General features: G+C 67.7%; 23 protein-coding genes. 7 read left to right on the forward strand and 16 right to left on the reverse strand.

Annotated elements, in window-relative coordinates; all coding sequences use genetic code 11:
- Positions 1 to 234 precede the first annotated feature (234 nt).
- The 4 genes from ACQP1O_RS30065 to ACQP1O_RS30080 all read right to left on the reverse strand — a co-directional run bounded on the left by ACQP1O_RS30065 (position 235) and on the right by ACQP1O_RS30080 (position 4,021).
- Positions 235 to 1,770 carry an amino acid deaminase gene (locus ACQP1O_RS30065; RefSeq protein WP_433561792.1) on the reverse strand — a complete coding sequence of 512 codons (1,536 nt, stop codon included), beginning with the start codon at positions 1,768 to 1,770 and terminating at the stop codon, positions 235 to 237.
- 99 nt (positions 1,771 to 1,869) lie between these two features.
- Positions 1,870 to 2,298, reverse strand: coding sequence for a hypothetical protein (locus tag ACQP1O_RS30070; protein ID WP_433561793.1), 429 nt, complete (start codon positions 2,296 to 2,298; stop codon positions 1,870 to 1,872).
- A 126-nt stretch (positions 2,299 to 2,424) separates the two neighbouring features.
- Positions 2,425 to 3,489: a hypothetical protein gene (locus ACQP1O_RS30075; RefSeq protein WP_433561794.1), complete on the reverse strand. Its 1,065-nt coding sequence runs from the start codon at positions 3,487 to 3,489 to the stop codon at positions 2,425 to 2,427.
- Between the two features lie 22 nt (positions 3,490 to 3,511).
- Positions 3,512 to 4,021 (reverse strand): PspA/IM30 family protein, encoded by a 510-nt coding sequence (locus ACQP1O_RS30080; protein ID WP_433561795.1) that lies wholly within the window; start codon positions 4,019 to 4,021, stop codon positions 3,512 to 3,514.
- 313 nt (positions 4,022 to 4,334) lie between these two features.
- Between ACQP1O_RS30080 and rho the strand changes: the two genes are divergently transcribed.
- Positions 4,335 to 5,507, forward strand: a complete 1,173-nt coding sequence (gene rho, locus ACQP1O_RS30085) for a transcription termination factor Rho (RefSeq protein WP_433561796.1) — start codon at positions 4,335 to 4,337, stop codon at positions 5,505 to 5,507.
- Here the strand turns inward: rho and ACQP1O_RS30090 are convergent.
- The 4 genes from ACQP1O_RS30090 to ACQP1O_RS30105 form a co-directional block, all read right to left on the reverse strand.
- On the reverse strand, positions 5,494 to 6,279 hold the full coding sequence (locus ACQP1O_RS30090) for an alpha/beta hydrolase (protein WP_433561797.1): 786 nt from the start codon (positions 6,277 to 6,279) through the stop codon (positions 5,494 to 5,496). The two genes, rho and ACQP1O_RS30090, sit on opposite strands and share 14 nt — an antisense overlap.
- 304 nt (positions 6,280 to 6,583) lie before the next feature.
- Positions 6,584 to 9,085, reverse strand: coding sequence for a phenylalanine--tRNA ligase subunit beta (gene pheT / locus ACQP1O_RS30095; RefSeq protein WP_433561798.1), 2,502 nt, complete (start codon positions 9,083 to 9,085; stop codon positions 6,584 to 6,586).
- A gap of 32 nt (positions 9,086 to 9,117) precedes the next feature.
- Positions 9,118 to 10,176 (reverse strand): phenylalanine--tRNA ligase subunit alpha, encoded by a 1,059-nt coding sequence (pheS, locus tag ACQP1O_RS30100; RefSeq protein WP_433561799.1) that lies wholly within the window; start codon positions 10,174 to 10,176, stop codon positions 9,118 to 9,120.
- Positions 10,177 to 10,289: 113 nt separating this feature from the next.
- Positions 10,290 to 11,099, reverse strand: a complete 810-nt coding sequence (locus ACQP1O_RS30105) for an ion channel (protein WP_433561800.1) — start codon at positions 11,097 to 11,099, stop codon at positions 10,290 to 10,292.
- Positions 11,100 to 11,215: 116 nt separating this feature from the next.
- Here ACQP1O_RS30105 and lipB point away from each other — a divergent pair, with 116 nt between their 5' ends.
- Positions 11,216 to 11,887: a lipoyl(octanoyl) transferase LipB gene (gene lipB, locus ACQP1O_RS30110; RefSeq protein WP_433561801.1), complete on the forward strand. Its 672-nt coding sequence runs from the start codon at positions 11,216 to 11,218 to the stop codon at positions 11,885 to 11,887.
- Between the two features lie 87 nt (positions 11,888 to 11,974).
- Here the strand turns inward: lipB and ACQP1O_RS30115 are convergent, their stop codons facing one another.
- Both ACQP1O_RS30115 and ACQP1O_RS30120 read right to left on the reverse strand, forming a co-directional pair.
- Positions 11,975 to 12,199: a hypothetical protein gene (locus ACQP1O_RS30115; protein WP_433561802.1), complete on the reverse strand. Its 225-nt coding sequence runs from the start codon at positions 12,197 to 12,199 to the stop codon at positions 11,975 to 11,977.
- 27 nt (positions 12,200 to 12,226) lie between these two features.
- On the reverse strand, positions 12,227 to 13,681 hold the full coding sequence (locus tag ACQP1O_RS30120) for an MFS transporter (RefSeq protein WP_433561803.1): 1,455 nt from the start codon (positions 13,679 to 13,681) through the stop codon (positions 12,227 to 12,229).
- Between the two features lie 101 nt (positions 13,682 to 13,782).
- On the opposite strand from ACQP1O_RS30120, the gene ACQP1O_RS30125 reads away from it, so the two are divergent.
- Entirely contained in the window at positions 13,783 to 14,358 is a 576-nt protein-coding gene (locus tag ACQP1O_RS30125; protein WP_433561804.1) for a TetR/AcrR family transcriptional regulator, read from the forward strand.
- Positions 14,359 to 14,414: 56 nt separating this feature from the next.
- On the opposite strand, the gene ACQP1O_RS30130 is transcribed toward ACQP1O_RS30125, so the two are convergent.
- From ACQP1O_RS30130 to infC, 4 genes are all read right to left on the reverse strand, one after another.
- A complete protein-coding gene (locus tag ACQP1O_RS30130) occupies positions 14,415 to 15,239 on the reverse strand; it encodes a TrmH family RNA methyltransferase (protein ID WP_433561805.1) in 825 nt (274 codons plus the stop codon).
- 10 nt (positions 15,240 to 15,249) lie between these two features.
- Entirely contained in the window at positions 15,250 to 15,630 is a 381-nt protein-coding gene (gene rplT / locus ACQP1O_RS30135; protein WP_040807291.1) for a 50S ribosomal protein L20, read from the reverse strand.
- A 117-nt stretch (positions 15,631 to 15,747) separates the two neighbouring features.
- The gene (gene rpmI, locus ACQP1O_RS30140) at positions 15,748 to 15,942 is read right to left on the reverse strand and encodes a 50S ribosomal protein L35 (RefSeq protein WP_040856904.1); all 195 of its coding nucleotides are present in this window, start codon (positions 15,940 to 15,942) and stop codon (positions 15,748 to 15,750) included.
- A 60-nt stretch (positions 15,943 to 16,002) separates the two neighbouring features.
- Positions 16,003 to 16,689: a translation initiation factor IF-3 gene (infC, locus tag ACQP1O_RS30145; protein ID WP_354846243.1), complete on the reverse strand. Its 687-nt coding sequence runs from the start codon at positions 16,687 to 16,689 to the stop codon at positions 16,003 to 16,005.
- A 329-nt stretch (positions 16,690 to 17,018) separates the two neighbouring features.
- Between infC and ACQP1O_RS30150 the strand changes: the two genes are divergently transcribed.
- Positions 17,019 to 17,387 (forward strand): DUF1844 domain-containing protein, encoded by a 369-nt coding sequence (locus ACQP1O_RS30150; RefSeq protein WP_364619634.1) that lies wholly within the window; start codon positions 17,019 to 17,021, stop codon positions 17,385 to 17,387.
- A 233-nt stretch (positions 17,388 to 17,620) separates the two neighbouring features.
- Here ACQP1O_RS30150 and ACQP1O_RS30155 read toward each other — a convergent pair whose 3' ends face one another.
- Both ACQP1O_RS30155 and ACQP1O_RS30160 read right to left on the reverse strand, forming a co-directional pair.
- A complete protein-coding gene (locus ACQP1O_RS30155) occupies positions 17,621 to 18,235 on the reverse strand; it encodes a TetR/AcrR family transcriptional regulator (protein WP_433561806.1) in 615 nt (204 codons plus the stop codon).
- Positions 18,236 to 18,241: 6 nt separating this feature from the next.
- A complete protein-coding gene (locus ACQP1O_RS30160; RefSeq protein WP_433561807.1) occupies positions 18,242 to 19,078 on the reverse strand; it encodes a class I SAM-dependent methyltransferase in 837 nt (278 codons plus the stop codon).
- A 127-nt stretch (positions 19,079 to 19,205) separates the two neighbouring features.
- Between ACQP1O_RS30160 and ACQP1O_RS30165 the strand changes: the two genes are divergently transcribed.
- The 3 genes from ACQP1O_RS30165 (at position 19,206) to ACQP1O_RS30175 (ending at position 22,830) form a co-directional block, all read left to right on the forward strand.
- A complete protein-coding gene (locus ACQP1O_RS30165) occupies positions 19,206 to 19,907 on the forward strand; it encodes an alpha/beta fold hydrolase (protein ID WP_433561808.1) in 702 nt (233 codons plus the stop codon).
- 332 nt (positions 19,908 to 20,239) lie between these two features.
- Positions 20,240 to 21,070, forward strand: coding sequence for an LppX_LprAFG lipoprotein (locus ACQP1O_RS30170; RefSeq protein WP_433561809.1), 831 nt, complete (start codon positions 20,240 to 20,242; stop codon positions 21,068 to 21,070).
- Between the two features lie 275 nt (positions 21,071 to 21,345).
- The gene (locus ACQP1O_RS30175; protein ID WP_433561810.1) at positions 21,346 to 22,830 is read left to right on the forward strand and encodes a fatty acid desaturase; all 1,485 of its coding nucleotides are present in this window, start codon (positions 21,346 to 21,348) and stop codon (positions 22,828 to 22,830) included.
- Positions 22,831 to 22,978 lie beyond the last annotated feature (148 nt).

Raw genomic sequence — 22,978 nt, forward strand, 5'->3', positions numbered from 1 at the left:
ATTGGGACAGAAGTTCACCTTGACCCGCACCCGGGCCGATCGGGATGCTTGCCACGCCGTGTGGAACACCGCACGGCGACACCGGGTGTCCGCGAGGGGACGGCACGAACGCGGACCGCATCGCTGTCGCCGATGGATCGCGCCACGTGCCGCGAGGCATCCGTCGTCGCGGCGGTGGACGGGACCTCGGGGTCCACCCGCCGCGGCCGAAGCACCTCGGCCCCTACATCCCGCTCAGAAATACGTGTGCAGGAAGTCGACGACCCGCGGCCGCTCGGCGTCGGCGTCATCGATCACCGGGATGAGCCGCCACTTGTCGAACGCGGTGCAGGGATGCGAAAGGCCCAGTCGCACCACACTTCCCACCGGCACCTCGTCATTCGACGCACCCGGCAGCCGCAGGAAGGCGTGCTGATCGTTCAACGCCGAAACATGCGCGCCGGCAGGCAGCGAAGTGGTCGCGCCCGCCGAGAGCCCGGTGTTCGCCGGTCCCGCCATTCGCTGCGGGACCGGCAATCCCAGATCGAACGGAACATCGCGCCGCCCGGCATCGAGCAGCGTGAGTTCGGCTTCCGGGCGGGACACACACCGTGCCCATCCATGCATGGCCGACCGCAGCGGATGCTCCGCGTGTCCCGCGGCCAAGGGTGAAATCCCCGAGTAGAAGCCGTCATCGTGCACCAGATACGCACCGGACCGCAGCACCACCGTGGTCGGAACCCCGTGCGCACCTTCCTCATCCGCCAGCCCCGCCAGTCGCTCCACGACGAGGTCCGGATATGCGCTGCCGCCGGCGGTCACGATCGCACTGCGGCGAGGCCGATCAGTTCGGGCGTTCGATCCATCCAGGGCGGAACGGGCGGGCGCGGACGAGTCGGCCGTGGAATCCGCCGCAGCAAGCGAGGTTTCCTCGGTGCGGAAGGCTGCCCCCGCGGTCGGCTCCTCTACCGGGCGACCGGCCACAGGCTGGAATACGAACTCGTCGTACCTGCCCGCGGCCATGAGCTCCTGGTGCAGGATCACGAGTTCGTCCAGGTAGTGCCGCACGGCCGCGATGGCCTCCGGCGTGCGGTCATGGGCGAGCGCGGCCTCGTAACCGCCGACCCCGGCGAGTCGCAGGCGCGATGACTTGTGGACCGCCTCGGCTACGGCGTGTGCGGCGGCCAGGCCACGAGCACCGGTACGGCCGTGCGGGCCACCGAGTTCCACCACGACGTTCAGCTGGACTCCGTCGGGCGCGGACTCGAGATGGCGCTCCATCTCCCGGACCGCGTCGACGCCGTCGACCCAGCTGTAGAGCTCGAAGTCGGGGTCATGCGCGATTTCCGTTGCTGCCCAGTGTAATCCGATCGGATCCACCAAGGTGTTGGCCAGCACGATGCGGTCGAGGCCGAACGACCGGCCGACCTGGGCCTGCCAGCCGGTGGCGAGGGTGATACCCCAGGAGCCGGCCTCGAGCTGTTCGGCCCAGAGCTGGGGCGACATGGAGGTCTTGCCGTGCGGGGCGAGCCGGACGCCGGCGGCGCGCGCCCAGTCGGCCATGACGGTCCGGTTCGTGTCCAGCGCGGAGCGGTCCATGGTGAGCACCGGCGTCTGCAGGTCGTCCAGGTGCGGATTCGTGGCCAGGTATTCGCGGACGGTCAGTCCCCAGGCGGCCGGGGGCAGCGACTTGTGCCGCGGGCCCAGGACAGCGTCACCACAGGCGAGGACGCTGTCGCTGAGGGCTGCGGCGACTCCGTTGTCGGTGCGGGACTGATCAGCCTGGGCCACGACGCTCCTTTCGATCGAAGCAACCTTGCGTTGCCCGAGTCGAAGCAATCATGCATGGCACGATCCGGGACGTGTGCACCCACTCGCGGGCTCGGGGCCCTACTCGACACCGATGTGCTGATGGTCGGTGCGAATGCGGCCGTCCTCGTCCAGCGCGAGGACATCCATTCCGCCGCCGACCACGGTGCCGTCGTCGGTCACCATCGACCAGGTGAAGGCGACGACCTGCTTCAGCAGCAGCTTCGCCTCCCCGCGCTGGACGAAACGGTGCTCGCCCGGGCCGACGAACATCTCGTAGGCCCGCTCCACCCGCCGTTCCAGCGCATGATGTCCCCGCACCTCGAGCGAAGGGATCGGAAAGTTCAAACGAGTGGCGGCATCTCGCATATCCTCCGGCGGATCGACGAGAATCTGCGCGCCGTCCTCGGCCCACAGTTCGCGAATGAGTTTGCGCCGCGGCTCCGGGTCGGGCTCGTTCCACGTGGCCAGGTAGCGGTCGGCGAGTTCGTTGATGTCGATGTTCGTCATGGCATCGAGTCTGTGCGAGTGCGCTGCGCTGCGCGATTCCCTCCAGGGAATGAGCGGGCTCCCCGTCAGGGAATGAAACAGGGCCGCACGCGGTTTCAGCGTGCGGCCCTGTTCACCGGACTCGGGTCAGTTCCCGGCGAGTACCGCCAGCACCGGCTCGGACAGGAAGAACGGCTCCAGCCGCTCGCGAATCAGCTTGGCCAGCACGCCGTTCCGCTTGGCGGCCTCCACCACGGCCGGGCCGTAGCGCAGGATCTCCTCGGCGATGACCGCCTCGGACAGACCCAACTCCGGCAGCATGGCCGCCAGGGTGTGGTCGCCGTACTTCTCGAAGAACACCTCGACGCCCTGGTCCACCAGCACGCCCACGTATTCCTTGTTGCGGGTGGTCAGCGCGATCCGGTGGATGATCAGGGCCAGGTCGCGGAGGTCCTGCTGGGACAGGTACTCGCGCAGGCCGCTGACCGGCTCACCGGCGTGCAGGTCCCAGAATTCCATGGCCGCGTCGTGCACCGGGGCATCGCGCAGCATTTCGCGAATGGCGTTGTTGGTGCGCTTGAGCGCGAATTGCGCACCCTTACCGGCCATTTCGCCGATGAAGGTGCCGCCGGCCTTCTCCGCCGCCTTGCGGGCGGACTTGGCGGCATTGGTGCCCATGGAGACCAGGGAGCCGACGCCGGGAATCTTCGAGGCGATCTGCTTGTTGGTCTCCATCAGATCGTCGACCAGCTTGTCCACGAACTTGGCGGCCACGGTCGCGATGAGGGGGCTCTCGGTCAGCCGTTCCAGGATGCGTTCCTGGGCCTGGTGCATGCCGAAGAGCTTCTCCAGCAGCTGTTCGACCGGCTCCCGGTCCACCACGTCACCGAGGGTGTAGTCATGATTCCCGGCGATGTTCTCGTACAGCGAATCGGCCAGCGTGCCGACCATGTCGCCGAGTACCGGGCTGCCGCCGATCAGGTCGATGACATTGGCGACGGTCTGCTTGGCCTGATCGATCTCCACCACATCGCGGAAGATGATGGTGTCGGCGACACCGACCACGGCTTCCACGTCGCGGGCGATCACTTCGGCGAAGCGGTCACCGCTGACCTCGGCGACAATGAAGTCGACCTGCAGATCCAGGAGCTTCTCGGCGATTTCGCGTGGCGTCCGCGACGGCGTATCGGACTCGGTCAAGGTTCCACCCATCAATTGAAGATGGAACGCCTGATCACTCGGAATCGTTGCCGTGCACCGATTTTCGAATCTGTTCCAGACGTTCCCGCGCGGCCTTCGCCCGCGCATCCCACTGTTCCTCGACGCTACGGCCCACTGGTGTCTGCCGATCGAGTTCGCCCATCCCCTGCGATGTCCCGTAGCGCTGCTCGACCTTATCGCGAACTGACTCGAAAGTAGGGACGCCGCCGGAGGTATACCCGCCGATCGACGGACCTGCGGGGATACCCGCAGGCGGTACCGGTATCCCGGTGACCACGGGACCCGCTCCCACCTGCCCGGATGCCGGGACCGTCTCAGACTGCGGATAGCTTTCCACGGGCAGCGTGTCCGGAGTCACATCGATGACATCCGGCGCATGACCCAGGGTGGCCGCCAGTGACTGTGCCACCGCGTGCAGCGCGGCCAGCCCGGCCTTGCCGTCGGTGGCGGCCTCGACGACCGCCGCGAGTTCGGCGTCCGGCAACTGCGCCAACAACGCCACGAGTTCATTGGCATCGCTCATGGGTTCCAGGCTACGCATCGCGGGGGTCCGGCACAGCGCGCCGGCAACGGAACATTGCGCGGGATTCGGGGACAGCGTACGGTGAGGGCGTCGCAATCCCGTGGATGCAGGTCGACGCCGAGTCCCTCCCACGCGATTTCTTCCCTCCCCGAGCCGGTTATCCGGTGGCGCTGCAGCTCCCAGCCGGAGCTGCACCACCTCACTCGAACCACTCGGAGTCACCGGCGGTCTTCTACCGCCTTCGGCCGCATCCGGCCACACCAATCACTCACTCCCGGTGCACAAGTCACCTGATCCTTCAAGGAGAACTCTCATGACCACCATCGATCCCACGCCGCGGGTCGCCCACAACGACGCGACCCCGGCCCTCGAACACATCGAAACTCTCACGCCCGCAACGGGAATCCTGGATGTCCATGGCCAGAGCGGTGTGCTGCGCCGCAGCGGATACCTGCCCGGCCCGGAGGACATCCACGTGCCCACCCGATTGATCCGGAGCCACGGCCTGCGCCGCGGCGATGCCCTCACCGGGCTGGCGCAGTCGAACACCAAGAACGGCAAGCTCGCTCCCCTGGTGCGGGTCGACACCGTGAACGACCTCCCGGTCGCCGAGATCTCCCCGCGACCGCACTTCCAGGACCTGACCCCCATCCACCCCAATGAGCGGCTGCGACTCGAAACCGGGCCGAACCAGCTCACCGCCCGCGTCACCGATCTCGTGATGCCGATCGGCAAGGGCCAGCGCGCCTTGATCGTGGCACCACCCAAGGCGGGGAAAACCTCTGTGCTGCAGTCGATTGCACATGGCATCGCCGCCAACCATCCGGAGGCGCACCTGATGCTGGTGCTCGTCGGTGAACGCCCCGAGGAGGTCACCGACCTCTCGCGCGGGGTACCCGCCGAGGTGATCGCCGCGACCTTCGACCACTCCCCGGCCGAACAGACCGCCCTGGCCGAACTGGCCATCGAACGCGCCCAACGGCTGGCCGAACAGGGCCGCGACGTCATCGTCCTGCTCGACTCCCTGACCCGGCTGGCCCGCGCCTACAACATGACCGGATCAGCATCGGGCCGAATCCTTTCCGGCGGTGTGGATTCCATGGCATTGGCGCCGCCGAAGCGGTTCCTGGGCGCGGCCCGCAATATCGAACACGGCGGATCGCTGACCATCATCGCCACCGCCCTGGTCGAAACCGGTTCGCTCGCCGACACCGTCATCTTCGAGGAGTACAAGAGCACCGGCAATGCCGAGCTCAAACTCGACCGCGGACTGGCGAGCCGCCACGTCTTCCCGGCCGTGGACATCGCCAAGTCCAGCACCCGCCGTGACGAACTGCTGTTCGCCCCCGACGAGCGGCTCGCCGTGGACAGGCTCCGCCGCACCCTGGCCGAACTGGACGATCAGCGCGCCCTCGACCTGCTCCTCGACGGCCTGCGCAAGACCGGCAGTAATGCGGAATTCCTCGCCAACATCATCCGGAAGTGAGGCGCTTGGGCGGCAGCACCCCGGCCGCCCAGGTCGCCACCGTCTCGGCCCAGCCCGGGAATCCGATGAGGTCGTTGTGCATGCCGCCGGGATAGATCACCAGCTGTTTGGGCTCGGGCGCGGCGGCGTACAGGTCGCGGCCCATCTGTACGGGCAGGAGTTCGTCCATGTCGCCGTGCATGATCATGACCGGGCAGGTCAGAGTGCGAATCCGCGGCAGGCTGGGATAGGCGTCGGGCACGAACGGCTTCGGCAGGAACGGATACACCGCGACCGCAGCGTCCCGCATACCCGTGAAGGTCGACATGAGCAGCAGCGCGGCGGGGGGAAAGGCATTCGCCAGCTCGAGCATCACGCCGCCGCCGAGCGACTTTCCCAGATACACCAACCGGTTGGCATCCACACCGGGCCGCGCGAGCAATGCCTCCCGCGCCGCCCGCACGTCCAGATACGTCCCACGCTCGCCCGTCCGCCCGGTGCTGCGCCCATACCCGCGGTAATCGAAAATCATCACATCGAACCCGACCGCCGCGAGCATGGCCAGCATCGGCGACCGATCCCCGATATTCCCGCCGTTCCCGTGCGCGAACAAGATGTGCCCCAGCGGCTCCACCGCCGCCCGCACGAACCAGGCATCGATGGTCTCGCCGTCCGCCGTCCGGAGCGACAGCTCCTCGTAGGCGATGCCATACATCTCCGGAGTCGCCAGAATCCGCCGATCGCCCGGCTGATAGCTGAGCGCATTGAGGATGGGGGTCGCCGGATGCCACATGGTTCTTTCTTACCTCCCCGCGTCCCCGCCCGCCGAGAGACCTCACCCCATATCCCGATTCGAGTTATTCGCCACCTTCGATTCGGACAACGAATTCGAACCGGGCCGGGATCGGCGGGAGCGTCTGGTTCGATCGAGCCACCGCACGAGCCCTCGGCAACCCCGACCCACCGCGCTCTACCGCCTGCCCCTGTTGATCGAGGTTACCGACACCCCAGCGAACGACGAGACCGAGCTGAACGAACCAGGGAAATGACAACGGAGGCCCCGGGTTCGGAGCCTCCGTTGTGTTGGCCGGTTCGGGTCAGGCGCGGATGACCGCTCCTACCGCGGAGGATGCGGCGGCGACGGCTGCGTCGCGGGCAGCGCTGGCCTCGTCCTCGGTCAGGGTGCGATCGATGGCGCGGAAGCGCAGGGCGTAGGTCAGGGACTTGCGGCCCTCACCGGCCTGGGCGCCCTCGTAGACATCGAAGAGCGAGATGTTCTCGAGGAGTTCGCCCGCGCCGGTGCGGAGGGCGTCCTCCACTGCGGCGGCGGACACGGTCTTGTCGACGCTGATCGACACGTCCTGCAGCACCGCGGGGAACGCGGAAACCACGGGGGTGGGCCGAATTTCGCGCAGTGGCAGTGCGTCGAGGTCGAGCTCCACGGCGCAGGTGCGCGGGGGCAGGCCCGAGCGCTCCAGGACCGCGGGGTGCAGTTCACCGGCGTGGCCGACGACCACTCCGTCGACGACGAGCTCGGCGCACCGGCCCGGGTGCCACGGAAGGTATTGCGCGGCACGACGTTCGATCACCAGGCCCGAAGCGTCGGCGATGGCGTCCACCAGGGCGAAGGCGTCGCCCGCCTCGACCGCACGACCCGCACCCCACGAGCCCCGCGGCTCGCGGCGACCGGTGAGCACGGCACCGATGTGGATCGGCTGCTCCGGCAGCGACTGCAGCAGCACGCCGATCTCGTCCTCGGTGGGACGGCGGTCGACGGGCAGCGGACCCACCGGCACGGTCTGCTCGGTCGGCAGGGTGACCTGGCCGATGCCGTAGATGGCGAGGTCCCGCTCCCCGCGGGAGATATTGCGGGCGGCGATCTCCAGCAGCCCGGGCAGCAGCGTGGAGGACAGCTCGGCACGCTCGACATCGAGCGGGTTGAGCACGCGCAGCGTCTTGCGGCGCGAGTCATCCGCGGCCAGGCCCCAGGTGTCGAAGACGCCGCCGGGCATGAAGACCGGCGCGGGCACCTCGACGCAGCCCTCGAAGGCCAGCGCCTTGCTCACCGCGCGGCGGCGGCGCTGCTGGGCGGTGAGGCCGCGGCCGGCGGGGGCGGTGGGCAGCACCGACGGGATCTTGTCCAGACCCTCCAGGCGCAGCACCTCCTCCACCAGGTCGGCGGGCTGGGTGAGGTCGGGCCGCCAGCTCGGCGGGGTGACGACCAGCTGCCCGTGCCCGGACTCGCTGACGCCGACCTCGATGGCGCAGCCCACCTGCTGCAGGCGGCGAGTGGCGGCGCCGGGGGCGTAGTGCACGCCCGCGGTGCGGTCTGCCAGGTCGATGTCCATGACGATCGGCTGCCGGGCCGGGGTGGGCACGCGTACGTCGGTCAGCACGGATTCGACTGTGCCACCGGCGATCTCGGCCAGCAGCGTGGCGGCGCGATCCAGGGCGGCCACGTTGACCGCGGGGTCCACGATCCGCTCGAACCGGCGGCTGGCCTCGGAACCGAGCTTGTGGCGGCGCGCGGTGCGGGCCACGGCCACCGGGTTCCAGGTGGCGGCCTCGAGCAGGATGTCGGTGGAGGTACCGGACACCTCGGTGCTCGCGCCACCCATGATGCCCGCGAGCGAGATGACGCCGCTGTCATCGGCGATCACCACGTCCTCGGAGTCGAGGGTGCGCTCGGCCTCGTCGAGGGTGCGCAGCGTTTCGCCCTTGTGCGCGCGGCGCACCACGAAACCGCCCTGCACCTTCGTGGCGTCGAAGGCATGCAGCGGCTGGCCGAGTTCGAGCATCACGTAGTTGGTGACGTCGACGGCCGGGGAGATGGGCCGCACGCCCGAGAGCAGCAGGCGACGCTGCAGCCACCACGGGCTCACGGCCTTCGGGTCGATGCCGGTCACCCGGCGCACCGCGAAGCGCGTGCACAGCGACTCGGGCTCGAGCTTCACCGACCAGGCCTCGGCCTCGTCGTCCGGCAGCAGCCGCACGGCCGGATCGCCGTATTCCAGGTCGAAGCCGCAGGCCAGTTCACGCGCCAGACCGCGCGCCGAGAAGGCGTAACCACGGTCGGGGGTGATGGCCAGCTCGATGACCGTATCGTCCAGGCCCAGCAGCTCATTGGCGTCCGCGCCGGGCTCGGCGGTGCCGGGCTCCAGCACCAGGATGCCGCTGTGGTCCTTCCCGATCCCCAGTTCGGCGACCGAGCAGATCATGCCATTGCTGGTGTGGCCGTAGGTCTTCCGCGACGCGATCTGGAAGCCACCGGGCAGCACACCGCCCGGCAGCACCACGACCACCAGGTCGCCGACGGCGAAATTCCGTGCGCCGCAGACGATCTCCTGCAGCTCGGGATTGCCGACGTCCACCTTGCAGAAGCGGATCGGCTTCTTGAACTCGGTCAGCTCGGTGATCTCGGCGACCCGTCCGACCACCAGCGGGTGCTCGATGTCACCCTGCACCTGGTGCAACTGGTCGACCTCTTCGACCTCCAGCCCGACCCGGACGAACCCCGCGTCGAGCTCCTCCGGCGTCACCGACCACCCGGGGGTGGTCCGCTGCAGGATTTCCGTCAGCCAGGACTGCGCTACTCGCACTTGACGTTTCGCTTCCTCGTATCGGGGTCAGGTCAGGACTGGATGCCGAACGGCAGCGTGAAGCGCACATCGCCCTCGACGATGTCGCGCATATCCGGCAGGCCGTTGCGGAACTGCAGGGTCCGCTCCAGACCCATGCCGAACGCGAAACCGCTGTACACCTCGGGATCGATGCCGCTGGCGATGAGCACCTTCGGGTTCACCATGCCGCAGCCGCCCCATTCGACCCAGCCGGGGCCGCCCTTCTTGTCCTCGAACCACACGTCCACCTCGGCGGACGGCTCGGTGAAGGGGAAGAAGCTGGGCCGCATGCGCGTCGTGGTGTTCGGACCGAACAGCGCCCGCGCGAAGGAGTCCAGGGTGCCCTTGAGGTGCGCCATGGTCAGGCCCTTGTCGATGGCCAGACCCTCGATCTGCGAGAACACCGGGGTGTGGGTGGCGTCCAGCTCGTCGGTGCGGAAGGTCCGCCCCGGGCAGACCACGTAGATCGGCAGCTCGCGAGACAGCATGGAGCGCACCTGAACCGGCGAGGTGTGCGTGCGCAGCACCTGCCGCGAACCCTCCGGCGCGATGTGGAAGGTGTCCTGCATGGTGCGGGCCGGGTGGTCCGGCAGGAAGTTGAGGGCGTCGAAGTTGAAGTGCTCGGTCTCGACCTCGGGACCCTCGGCGACCTCCCAGCCCATGCCCACGAACACATCCGCGACCCGCTCGGACAGCACCGAGATCGGGTGCCGCGCGCCCTCGGCGTGCCGCCGGGCGGGCAGGGTGACGTCGATGGTCTCCGCGACCAGGACCGCCGCGTCGCGCTCGGCGAGCAGCTCGGCCTGGCGGGTCTCGTACGCCTGCGACACCCGGCCGCGCGCCACATTGACGCGCTTGCCGGCGTCGGCCTTCTCCTCCTTGGGCAGCGCGCCCAGCGACCGCTGCGCCAGCGAGATCGGCGACTTGCCACCCATGTACTCGGTCTTGGCGGCAGCCAGCTCGTCCAGGGTCGAGGCCGAGGCGAACGCCTTCTCAGCAGCTTCCGCGGCGGCGGAGAGCGACTCCTCGCTCAACGCAGCGGTCTGCTCGGCACTGTTGTCATCGGCCACGATGGTTCGTCACTCCCCAGGCTCGTTACGGGTCGGGCGGATACTCTTTGTCAGCATCGGTACTGCGTACCCATTCTTGCTGGTCGCATCGTAATCCTTGTAATCAGGCCGCCTCACCCGGATTTTCCCAGCTCGCGGACACCTTCCTGGCGTGGTGTACCCAGCTGGGCACGCAGCTCGGCGATGTCGGCGCGCAACGACCGCACCTCGCCGATCAGCTCGTCGAGTTCGCGGTCGGCCCGTTCGACGCCCTCGTCCACAGTGCGCAGCCGGTCGATGACCCAGCTGGTGACGGTACCGATGACGAAGGAGATCAACCCGATTCCGACGGTCATCAGCACCACCGCGATCGACCTGCCCTCGACCGTCACAGGATAGAAGTCCCCGTAACCGACCGTGGTGACCGACACCACAGACCACCATGCCGCCTCACCGAGACTGTGGATATTGCTCCCCGGGGCATCGCGTTCGGCGTCGAACATGGCGACGCTGCACAGCAATACGAGCAGCATCGAACTCACCCCGACGAACATCGTCAGCCGCATCCGCGCCTGGAACCGGGTGTGCCGGTCGACCGCGTCGATGATCAGCAGGGCCGCACGCAGCAGTCGCAGCGGGCGCAGCGGCGGCACCAGCACGATCGACAGGTCCAGCCAGTTGTTGCGCAGGAACCGCCTTCGATCGGTCGAAATGCGCAGGCGGAACAGGAAATCGGCGGAGAACAGCAGCCAGATCGCGATATCGACCCGGGTCAGCCAGGCATCCAGCGACGGGGTACGGCCGTGGTCGAGCACCTGCCACACATAGGACACGAGGAAGGCGACGGCCAGGACAGTGAAGGGGACGGTGGTCGCCCGTTCCCAGAGCACGCGCCGGCTCGGGTGGCGGGCGAACATCACGACCGCGGTATCGGTCTCGGGCATGGGGTGACCATCTCGTATCGGATCGACTGGACGTCGACAAGCGGCGTCGACACACAGCAGGATCGCATTGACGGCCGGGCCCGGGCACGCCGGGCAGCGGTGGTACCAATGGAGCTGTGAAGTCCCGGCCGCTGACCCTCATCGACGACACCGACAGCCTCATCGAGTACTCGGCGGCGATGGACCGCATGCAGGAGATGTGGGAGGAGCGCGTCGCCGACCAGCGGCCCGACACCCTGTGGCTACTGAGCCACGAACCCATCTTCACCGCCGGGGCCCGGACGCCCGAGGCCCACTTCCCCGCCCCCGAGACCGATATCCCGGTCCTGCTGACCCGCCGCGGCGGCCAGCTCACCTATCACGGGCCCGGCCAGCTGGTGGGCTATCTCATCGTCAAACTGCAACCGGGCGAAGGCGTCGTCGACCTCATCCGCGACGTCGAACACCGACTCGTCACGGCCCTGGCCGAGCTCGGGATTCCCGCCGAGCGCCGTGACACCCCACCGGGTTCCGAGCTCCTCACCGGTGTCTGGACCCGCGACACCGGCCGCAAGATCACGTCCATCGGTATGCGCGTAGGCCGCAATGTCTCCACGCACGGCTTCGCGCTCAATGTCATCGGCGACCTCACCCCCTGGAAGCTCGCGGTCGCCTGCGGCATGCCCGATGTCGACATGACCTCCGTCGAGCGGGAACTCCCCGGGCAGGAGCCGCCGACGATGGAGCAGGTGGTCGCCACCATCGCCACCGCCTTCGAGGCCGCCGCTGCTCCGAGCCCGGCTCCGTAGCCGGCGCCACCTCCCGAGTGCACCTGTAATGCGTTGCGGGCCCTTCCGGATCGGTCCGGAAGGGGCGCAACGCGGTTCGTGCCGGCGTTACTCTGGCGCACCGGTTGTCAGGGGCACCGTTCGAGGGGCGGATCGGATCGTCGACGCCGATCCGAGGGCGGCGAACAAGGCTACGCCGATGTAGACCAGTTGTTCGGGGATGCGGAACCACAGCGGTGTGGCCGCCTGACCAGCGAGGGGGATGTTGTCCACTGCCACATGGATGTTCGCGGGGAGCAGCAGGACGAGCATCAGGAGCAGGGTCTCGTACATGAGGCACCTCCGTGGGGACGAACCCGGTCAGTGAGCGACAGCCGGTGCACCGGTGGATGATTCGGCGATCGCCTGCCGACTGGGCAGCAACAATGCGACCAGCGCACCGACCGCGACGATGGCCGCGCCCACCTTGACCGCCGGGATGAGGCCGTCCACGTATTCCTGCGGGCTCAGATACGAGCCGTGCGAGGCGAACACCGACGCCAGCACCGCGACACCCATGGCGACACCCACCTCACGGATGGTGTTGTTGGTGCCGGAGGCCATGCCCTGATCGGCCGGGGCCGCGCTGGCCATGACGGCGGTGGCGGTGGGCGCGAAGGTCAGGCCCATACCGATGCCGCCGAGCACGAAGGGCAGGACGAAGGAACCGTAGGAGACCTCGACGGTCGTGATCAGAGCCATCCACAGCAGCGCCGCCGACAGGAACACCTGACCGATGGCGATCAGCGGCCGCACTCCCACCCGATCGACGATCAGCCCGGCGAGCGGAGCCACCACCATCGGAGCCATGGTCCACGGCAGCGTCCGGATACCGGACTGCAGCGGCGTGTAGCCCTGCACCACCTGGAAGTACTGGGCCAGCAGGAAGATCGAGCCGAAGACGCCGACGGAGAAGGTGAAGAGCACGATATTGACCGCGGTGAAGCTGCGCGAACGGAACAGCCGCAACGGCAGCATGGGATCGGCCGAGCGGTTCTCCCACAGCACGAACGCCGCCAGCAGCGCCGCGCCGCCGATCAGTCCGGTCAGCACCTTGGACGAGGTCCATCCGTCGTCCGCACCGTGGATCACGCCCCAGACCACCGCGAGCACGCCGCCCGCCGATAGCAGCAGGCCGACCGGATCCAATTTCCGTGCGCCGCCGAAGGATTCGTTCAGGATGCGGGCGGCCAGCGGAACGGCGACGATGCCGATCGGAACGTTGATCCAGAAGATCCACTGCCAGCTGAGTCCGTCGACGACCGCGCCGCCGACCACGGGTCCGAGCGCCACGCCGAGCCCGGAGATGCCACCCCAGATACCGATGGCCGCACTGCGCATCTTCTCCGGCACCGCCGCCGACAGCAGTGTCAGCGACAGCGGCATCACCGCCGCCCCGCCGAAGCCCTGCACCGCCCGCGAGGCGATGAGCATCCACGGCTCGGTGGCCAGCGCGCACGCCGCCGAGGCCGCCGTGAACAGCGCGATGCCCATGACGAACATCCGCCGGCGGCCGATCCGGTCGCCGAGCGCGGCGGCGGTGAGCAGCAGCGAGGCGAAGGACAGCGTGTAGGCGTTCACGAACCATTGCAGGTCGGTGAGCGACGCGTGCAGTTCGGTGCGGATGACCGGCAGCGCGTTGGTGACCACGAGATTGTCCAGCGTGACCATGAACATCGGGATGCCCACGGCCGCCAGGATCGCGCCCAGCGGCCGCTGCCGGGCGGCATCGACGACCTTGTCGGTGAGCGTTGAAGTTTCGAGTGTTTCAGCCATGACCAATCCTTGTTGTTATCGACTGATAACTAGAGAGTATGCATCGACTGATAACATGTCAAGGCACACTGAATCGCCGATGACGAGGAGGCACGACAGCCATGACCAGGACCCGGATGACGGCGGCCGAGCGCAGCGCGGAAGTCCTCGCGGCGGCAACCGCCGCCTTCGCTGAATCCGGTTACGCCGCAACGAAAACCGACGATATCGCGCGCCGAGCGGGGGTCTCGCAGCCCTATGTGATCCGACTGTTCGGTACCAAGCAGCAGCTGTTCCTGGCAGTGCTGGACCAGGTGTGCGGGCGCATCGAGGAGCTCTTCCGCTCGGGGGCCGCCCAGGCCGCACCCGACGCCTCCCCCAAAGACCGCCTCGACTCTCTCGGCAGCCACTTCGGCGACCACTTCCTCACCGACGACGATCTGCCCAGAGTCTTCCTGCAGGGCATCGCAGCGGCGAGCGAGGCGGCCATCGGCGAGAGCATCCGCAATCACTTCGGACGCCTCTACAACCTGGCCAAGGAGCTCACCGGCGCGACGACCTACGAGGTCCGCCGATTCTTCGGCACCGGCATGCTGCTCATCGACCTGACTGCGCTCCAGGTCACCGATATCGACGACGCCGATACCCCGCCGTGGGCCACCGAGATCCTCGCCAACCTCAGCGAGGACGGCATCTGATCAGATCCGGACCGGCTCGCCGGGTTTCGGCGCCGCATCGGCAGACTCGGCCGGCGTCACTTGGCGTGCTGGACCCGAGCGCTCGCGTAGAGGCAAATCGCTGCCGCGGCAGCGAGATTCAGGCTCTCGGCGCGGCCATGGATGGGAATGCGGACCCGGTGGGTGGCGCGGGCGGCGATGGCCTTGTCCAGACCGTGCGCCTCGTTGCCGAACAGCCAGGCGACCGGGCCGCCCAGGATCTCGTCGGTATCGTCCAGGTCGACCTCGCCTTTGGCGGTGGTCGCCAGCACGGCGATCCCGGCGTGCTCGAGGGCGTCGAGGGTGGCATCGATATCGCGGGAGCGGGCCACGGGGACGTGGAAAAGGCTTCCGGCACAGGCGCGCACGCATTTGCCGTTGTGCGGATCTACCGAATCACCGGCCAGCACAACGCCATCCGCGCCGACCGCGTCGGCCACCCGAATCAGGGTTCCGGCATTGCCGGGGTCGGCGATCTCGACCGGGACGGCCAGCATGCGCGGGGACGCGTCGAGGATCTCCGACAGCGGCACATCCACCTGGCGGCAGACCGCGATCAGGCCGGGCGGCGTCACGGTCTCCCCCAGCATCTCCGCGGCACGGTCACTGACCAGCGTGGTCCGCACCCGTTGCGCCGCGGCGCCGGCCACCAGCTCGTGCTCGCGTTCGGCGGCCTTGGAGGAGTAGAACAGCTCCTCGATCCGCCCGGTATCGAGCGCGGCCTCCACCGAATTCGCGCCCTCGGCCAGGAACAGGCCGGTCTTGCGGCGCACCGGCGCGCGATGGAGCTTGACCGCAGAAACGACCCGCGGGTTGTGCTCGGAGAGCACGTCCGCGGGTCGTTTCGAGTGTTGCGTCGTCACGCAGGCCGAATCAGGCGGCCGGGGCGTTGACGTCGGCGGGCAGCGCGGCCTTGGCGGCGGCCACCAGCTGGGCGAACGCCTCGGCGTCGGACACCGCGAGCTCGGCCAGGATCTTGCGGTCGACCTCGATGCCGGCGGCCTTCAGGCCCTGCATGAAGCGGTTGTAGGTCATGTCGTTCAGACGCGCGGCGGCGTTGATACGAGTGATCCACAGCTGACGGAAGTCACCCTTGCGCGCCCGGCGGTCCCGGTAGGCGTAGGTGAGCGAGTGCAGCTGCTGTTCCTTGGCCTTGCGGTACAGACGCGACCGCTGGCCACGGTAGCCCTTGGAGGCCTCGAGAACGGAACGGCGCTTCTTCTGAGCGTTGACGGCCCTTTTGACGCGTGCCACTTGTCAGTCCTTGATCGAATAGGGGGCGCTGGGTCTTTCGCGTGAACCCGGTGAGTGCGCCCGAGGTTGGTCGGTATGCGTTCCGCGAACGGATCGCGAGCGGCTGGCTCAGCCGAATTACTTGGCGAGCAGCTTCTTGACGCGAGCGACGTCCGCCTTCGCGACGACCTCCACGCCGTCCAGACGACGAGTCCGGGTGGACGGCTTGTGCTCGAGCAGGTGGCGACGGTTCGCCTGCTGACGCAGCAGCTTGCCGCTGCCCGACACCTTGAATCGCTTCGAGGCGCCGCTGTGGCTCTTCATCTTCGGCATGGATTCCTCAATCTGTCGTGCCGGAGGCGCGCGTCAGCGCGCCACCGGAGCTTCTCGTTATTACTGCTGCGGGGTAGCCGGTTCGGCAGCCGGGGCTGCGGTCTCGGCCGGGGCCGGAGCCGGGGTCTCGGCCGGGACGGTACCGCCCTGGGCCGCAGACTGCTGGGCCTTCACCCGCGTCTTCGCACCCTTGTGGGGCGCGAGGACCATGGTCATGTTCCGGCCGTCCTGCTTGGCCGAAGTTTCGACGAAACCGAGGTCGGCGACGTCGGCGGCCAGTCGCTGCAAGAGCCGGAAGCCGAGTTCCGGACGCGACTGCTCGCGACCACGGAACATGATGGTGACCTTGACCTTCGACCCCGCCTCGAGGAAGCGCATCACATGGCCGCGCTTGGTGGCGTAGTCGTGGTCATCGATCTTCGGCCGGAGCTTCTGCTCCTTGATCACGGTCTGGACCTGGTTCTTCCGGGACTCACGCGCCTTCTGCGCGGTCTCGTACTTGAACTTGCCGTAGTCCATGATCTTGCACACCGGCGGGCGTGCATCCGGCGCGACCTCGACCAGGTCGAGGTCGGCTTCCTGAGCGACGCGTAGTGCATCTTCAACACGCACGATCCCAACCTGCTCGCCACCCGGTCCGATGAGTCGGACCTCGGGAACGCGGATGCGATCGTTGATGCGGGTCTCAGTGCTGATGGGGCCTCCTAGGTCAAGCGGTTCGTCAACGACCGCAAGCAATAACTGCAACCCCAATTCCAACACGAAAGCCCCGTGCTGGTATTTCACCACCACGGGGCCCGAGTCGACCGATCCGCGACGCAAACAGCTCGCATCGCACTACACGCAGGACAAAACCACGTGCAGAACCCATCAGGCAAATGATGGGCGACCGGACCGTCTGATCTGACCGAAAGGCCGATCGACGGTGGGAGTCGGGCTCCACTTGATGCCCCGAGTCGGTTGCAGGAACCAGTCCGGGACGGTCGTCGCGGAAGAGTCTAACACTCATAGCCGTGAGCTCCGAATCGGCGGCCCCCGCGACCAGGGCCGACCCGCGCGATGGGATGCTCTACTGCATGAGCGAGGCAATCACGAGCGACGAATCGGCTCTCATCGACGGCGAGGTCGTCCGCGAACTGGCCGACATCCCTGCCGTCGAGGTCATCAGCCGCGCCGCCGTCATGCTGATGAGCTCCGCCGCCGAGAAGCTCGGCCTCGGCGAAGCCGATCCTGCCACCAGCCCGCACCTCGACCTCGACGAGGCCCGCCGCGTCATCACCGCCCTCGCCGGCCTGATCACCGCCTCCGTCGAATATCTCGGCCCGCACGCCGGACCCCTCCGCGAGGGCCTCCAATCCCTCCAGCGCGCCTTCCGCGAATCCTCCGCCTACCCCGACGCCCCCGGCGCCGGCCCGGGCGAGAAGTACACCGGCCCGGTGTACTGAACGAACCGCTCGGCCGATTCCGCGGCCGATCCACCCCGCCCCGCTCGGTAGCCTGCGACCGGAGGCCGCGAACCTGGGTCGACCACCCCAGCGGTGGAAATCGCAGTCGCCATATTGGTGGAGCCGCGCGATGCCGGGCCGGGTTCCCCGAATCGGCTGTGACGCCAAAGCCTTCAGTGCGATAAGACCGCATCGGCCGAGTCGGGCCGAGACTGTAGCGGCAGCCGGGCGCCTCAGGGGTGGGGTGCGATTCCGGCGAGGAGGGTCGCGACTACGGCGTCCACGTCTACTTCGGCGTGCGGGGTGCCGGGGAGCATTGCGGTGAGGACTGCGTCGTGGCAGATGCCGACGAGGATGGCGGTTGCGGCGGCGGTGTCGGCGTCCGAGGCGAGGCGGGACAGGTCGCGTTCGGCGCGGAGGTAGCGGGCCAGTAGTTCGCGCCAATCATCGCTGTGGGCTTCGGATTCGGCATAGCGGGTCAGCACGGATGGGCTGGCCAGCAGGCCGGCGAAGACCGGTAGGACTGCGCGGTGCAGGGCAAGGCCGGCGTGTAGGTACAGCGCCAGGTTCTCCTGGACGGTCGCGGTGCCGGGAGTGGGCAGGGGCCCCAGGTCGGCATGGGCGGCGGCGACGTGGGCGCCGAGGGCCGCGGCCAGGAGGGCGTCCTTGTCGGGGAAGTGGTTGTAGAGGACGCCGTCGGCGACGCCCGCGGCGCGGGCGATGGCTCGGACGGTGAGGCCGGGTGCGCCCTGGTCGGCGAGCAGGCGCTGGGCGGTGGCGACGAGGTGGTCGCGGAGATTGCGGTCGTCGTCGGTGCCGCGCAGCGCCGCTGCCTTTCTCGGGGACATGGGTGGTTACGGTAGCGGGCGCGTCGCGGTGACCAGGTAGGCCGCATTGCGGAGGCGGACGCCGCCGGGGGTGACGAAGGGGGCCAGGGCGGTCGAGATGGCTGTGCGGACCGCGGTATCGGTGGTGAAACCGGACAGCGAGCGGTGGTAGCGCAGCGGGCCCCAGTCGATGATGAAGTCCGTGGCGTCGTCCAGGTCGCGACCCCAGAGACCTTCGGCCTCATGATATTCGACGTCGATGTCGCGGAAACCAGCTGCGGTCAACAGGTCCCGGATGGCGTCGGGGTCGGCGAGCGGGCCATGGGTGTGGGTGATCTCGAAGTCGGCGAGATGCTGTGCGGCCGCGCCGAACACGGTGCCGAGATCGGTGCCGGGCATGGGCGGCATGGTGACGAAGGCGAGGCGGCCGCCGGGGCGCAGGGCGCGACCGATGTTGGTGAAGGCTGCCGGCGGGTCGGCGAAGAACATGATGCCGAAGCGGCTCAGGGCGGCGTCGAAAGCGTTGCCGGGGAACGGGAATACCTGGGCGTCGCCTCGTTCGAAGGTGACGTTGGGGACGGCCTCGGCGGCGGCGAGGGTGCGTGCCCGGGTGAGCATCGGACCGGAGAGGTCGATGCCGGTGGCGGATCCGGTGCCGGTGCGGCGGGCGGCAGCGCGGGTCAATTGGCCGTTGCCGCAGCCAATGTCGAGGACGCGGTCGCCGGTGGAGATACGGGCGGCCGTCAGCAGGGGCTCGTTGAAGCCGTGGTTCACCGCGTCGTAGCGGTCGTGGTTGCCGGCCCAGTGTTCGCCCTCGTAGCCGTTCCAGGCATCGGACTGAGCGGTATTGACGATCTCTGTCATGATCGACTCCTATATGAACGCTTATTCATGAACGTACGTTCATAATGCGCCTCCCTCGTCGCTCGGGTCAAGAGCCCCCGGGAGACATGGGGTTTCGACTGTCGGTGGGCTGTGCAATCCTCAGGACATGGCACGGATACTGCTGGTTCCCGGCTTCTGGCTGGGCGCATGGGCGTGGGAGGAAGTGGCCGGGCAGTTGCGGTCACTCGGGGACGAGGTCGAGGCGCTGACCCTGCCGGGTCTGGATCCGGCGGATCCGGAGCGGTTGTCGGCAACCCTGCAGACACAGGCGCGCGCGATCGTCGCGGCCGGCCGCGAGGGCGACGTGCTGGTAGCCCATTCGGGCGCCGGCGCGGTCGCGTACATGGCGACAGATCTAGCGCCGGAGCTGTTTTCGCGCGTCGTGTACGCCGACAGCGCACCCATGCCGGCCGGGTTCGTCCTCAACCCGGCCCTGGGGGACGCGGCGGAGTTTCCGCTGCCGGACACCTGGGCCGAGGTGGAGGCCATGGGGAACAGCCTGGCCGGATTGGACGAGGCGATGCTGGCCCGCTTCCGGGAGCGGGCGGTGCCGGTCCCGGCCGGCGTGGCGGGCCGCCCGCTGACGCTCGGCGATTCGGCTGCGCGACTGAAGGTTCCGACCACCGTGATCTGCTGCAGCTTCCCCTCCGAGCTGGTCCAGCAGCTCCGCGACGCCGGCGAGCTGCCGCTGTTCCGGGAGCTGCGGAACATCGACGCGGAGTACGTGGACCTGCCGACCGGGCACTGGCCGATGTGGTCGAAACCGGAGGAACTCGCCGAGTTGATCCACGAGACCGCACAGCACTGATCGCGGTGAAACTTCAACGATCAGCTGAAGTTTCACCGAATCAATTGGCTAATATCCAGCGATCAAACTGCGTACCAATAAGTGGCCGCTCGGCTTGCCGCCGGCTCAGCGACGCTGTTAACGCTCGCCGCCACGGGGGAAATACTGGGTTGCAGGGTAATCGCCTGCGCGGCTGGATGATCTAAAGCTTTGGCGTCACGCAGGTGGTGCTGGTTGGATGCCGGAGTATCGCCTCCGTTCGACACGGACGCGGGCGAAGTCCTGCATACTACGACGGGCAGCGGCAAGGCTGTCCTCACAACGAGATCGAACGGAATCTTCGGGGGTTGTACATGAATGAACTGATGTCCCAAGGCAAGCGCACCGCCGGCCGCCGCGTCCGGCGCAGCGTCCTTCCGATCATGATCGCCGCCGCGGCGGCCGCCGCGCTGGTGTCGGGCTGCTCCTCGTCCTCCAGCTCGGACAGCAAGGCCACCACCTCGCAGGCGGCCCCGCCGTCGCAGCTGCCCGACGGCGCGCAGATCGTCGCCGAATCGGCCAAGACCACCCAGACCCTGCAGTCGGTGCACGTGGTCATGAATGTCCAGAACCTCCCGACCCTCCCGGTCGAGAGCCTCAAGGCCGACGTCACCAACCAGCCGCAGGGCCAGGGCCAGGCCATCGGTGAGGCCAAGGTCAAGGTCAAGCAGGACGCCGACTTCACCGACACCAAGTTCATGGTCGTCGACAAGACCCTCTACACCGGCGACGGCAGCAAGTACGCCCCCGTCGGCCCCGCCGAGAAGATCTACGATCCGGGCGTTCTCCTGGACAAGGACAAGGGCCTCGCCAATGTCATTGCGCAGGTGAAGAACGCGAAGGCCGAGGGCCGCGAGAAGATCGACGGCGTCGACACCGTGAAGGTGAGCGGCACCATCGACGCCTCGGTGTTCGACCCGGTCGTGCCGCAGATCGGCAAGGACGGCGGCAGCTTCCCCATCACCCTGTACATCAAGGACGTCGCTCCGCCGAGCGGCGCCGGCACCACGCTGCCGTCCACGGCCGCCTCGCCGGGCACCGGTCCCAATCTGGTGCGCGCCGTGGTCACCAAGGACACGGGCACCGTCACGGTTACCCTGTCCGACTGGGCGAAGCCGGTCCACGTCACCAAGCCCGGCAGCTGATCGCGCGTATCCCTGTCATGTGAGTTCGGAGCCGGTTCGGGGAAAAAGCAACGGCGGCAACACCTGTCATCCGCCCTCCCCGGACCGGCTTTCGCATTTCGGCACACAGTCCGAAGTGCCATTGCTTACAACGAATTCCAGCCCGCCCCGGCGAGCTGGTTAGTCCGCAGCTATCTCGGCTGCACGCTTAAGAGATTGTTCAGTGAAATGCAAGGCGCGGCAGCGACGATTTCGTCCGAAAGTTCAAACGTCGTGCCTGCGTGTGGAGGGATGAAATGACGATCGAACGCCCGGAAGCCGAAGCGACGATCGAACGCCAGGAACCCGAAGGGGAGTTCCGCCGGCCCCCGATGGACGGCCCACCGCCGGTATCGAATGTCTGGGTCTACAACGGCAAAGCCTACGACCTCAGCGACTGGATTTCCAAGCATCCGGGCGGCGAGTTCTTCATCGGCCGGACCAAGAATCGCGACATCACCTCGATCGTCGGTTCGTACCACAAGAATCCGGAGGCCATCGGCCGCATCCTGAAGAAGTACGCGCTGGATCGCGACGCCCTGCCGGAGGACATCCACCCCAAGGCCAACGCACCCGCCTTCCTCTTCAACGAGGGCTTCGACAGCTGGCGCGACACCCCGAAGTTCACCTTCGACAACAAGGACGACCTGCTCCACCAGGTGAAGGCCCGGCTCAAGGAACCCGAGCTGGCCGCCCGCATCCGGCGCATGGACACCTACTTCAATATCGTGGTGGCCACGCTGGCGGTGCTGTACTTCGCGGTGCAGGGCCTGCGGCTGTTCGAGCGCAGCTGGATGCCGCTGCCGGTGTTCGTGATCGCCATGGTGCTGCTGCGCAGCTCGCTGGCCGGCTTCGGGCACTACGCGATCCACCGCGCCCAGAAGGGCATGAACAAGATCTACACGAATGCCTTCGACTTCAATTACGTCGCACTGGCTTTCGTGACCGCGGACGGCCACGCGCTGCTGCACCACCCGCACACCCAGAGCGAAGTCGACATCAAGAAGAACGTCTTCACCATGATGATGCGGGTCCCGCGGCTGTACCGGGTGCCGATCCACACTCTGCACAAGTTCGGTCACACCATCACCGGCATGACCATCCGCCTGCTCGACGTCTGCCGCCTCACCCGCAAGGTGGGCATCAAGGACATGTACGGCACCTGGGGCGGTGCGCTGCCGCACTTCATCGGATCCTTCGGCGTGCGCTTCCTGCTGCTGGGCGAGCTGATCGCCTTCACCGTGATGGGCGACTTCTGGGCCTGGGCACTGCAATTCGTGATCACGCTGTGGATCTCCACCTTCCTGGTGGTGGCCAGCCACGACTTCGAACTGGAGACCGAGGAGATCGAGTCGAACTCCGAGGACTGGGGCGTGAACCAGATCGAGCAGGCCTACGACCTCAAGGTGGTCGGCAACCGTTACGTCGACTGCTTCCTGTCCGCGGGCCTGAGCTCGCACCGGGTCCATCACGTATTGCCCTACCAGCGCAGTGGTTTCGCAAACATCGCGACCGAGGACGTGCTGCGCGAGGAGTCCGCGAAGTTCGGGGTGGAGTGGCTGCCGGCCAAGAGTTTCTTCACCGACCGCTTTCCCAAGCAGATCCGCACCTACATTCTCGCGCCGTCCGACGACGCGGTGGAGCGCAAGTGGGGGTTCGTCAAGGAGCACTTCTCACCACTTGCCCTGAAGACCTGCGCCGTCTACACGGTTCAGGGCTTCACCGGAATCGGAACCGTCTGAACCGATTCCACTACCGCGGTGCGTTCGCACATGCGCCGGCCGCACCGCGGGTCGTCATATCGAAACGAGGGGAGAATTTCGTGTCTATCACCATCGATGAAGGGGGCGCCCGCCCTTCGACGGCGGCGACCCGGCTCGCGGGGGGCGA

Source organism: Nocardia sp. CA-151230, from assembly GCF_050942175.1.
Classification (GTDB): Bacteria; Actinomycetota; Actinomycetes; order Mycobacteriales; family Mycobacteriaceae; genus Nocardia.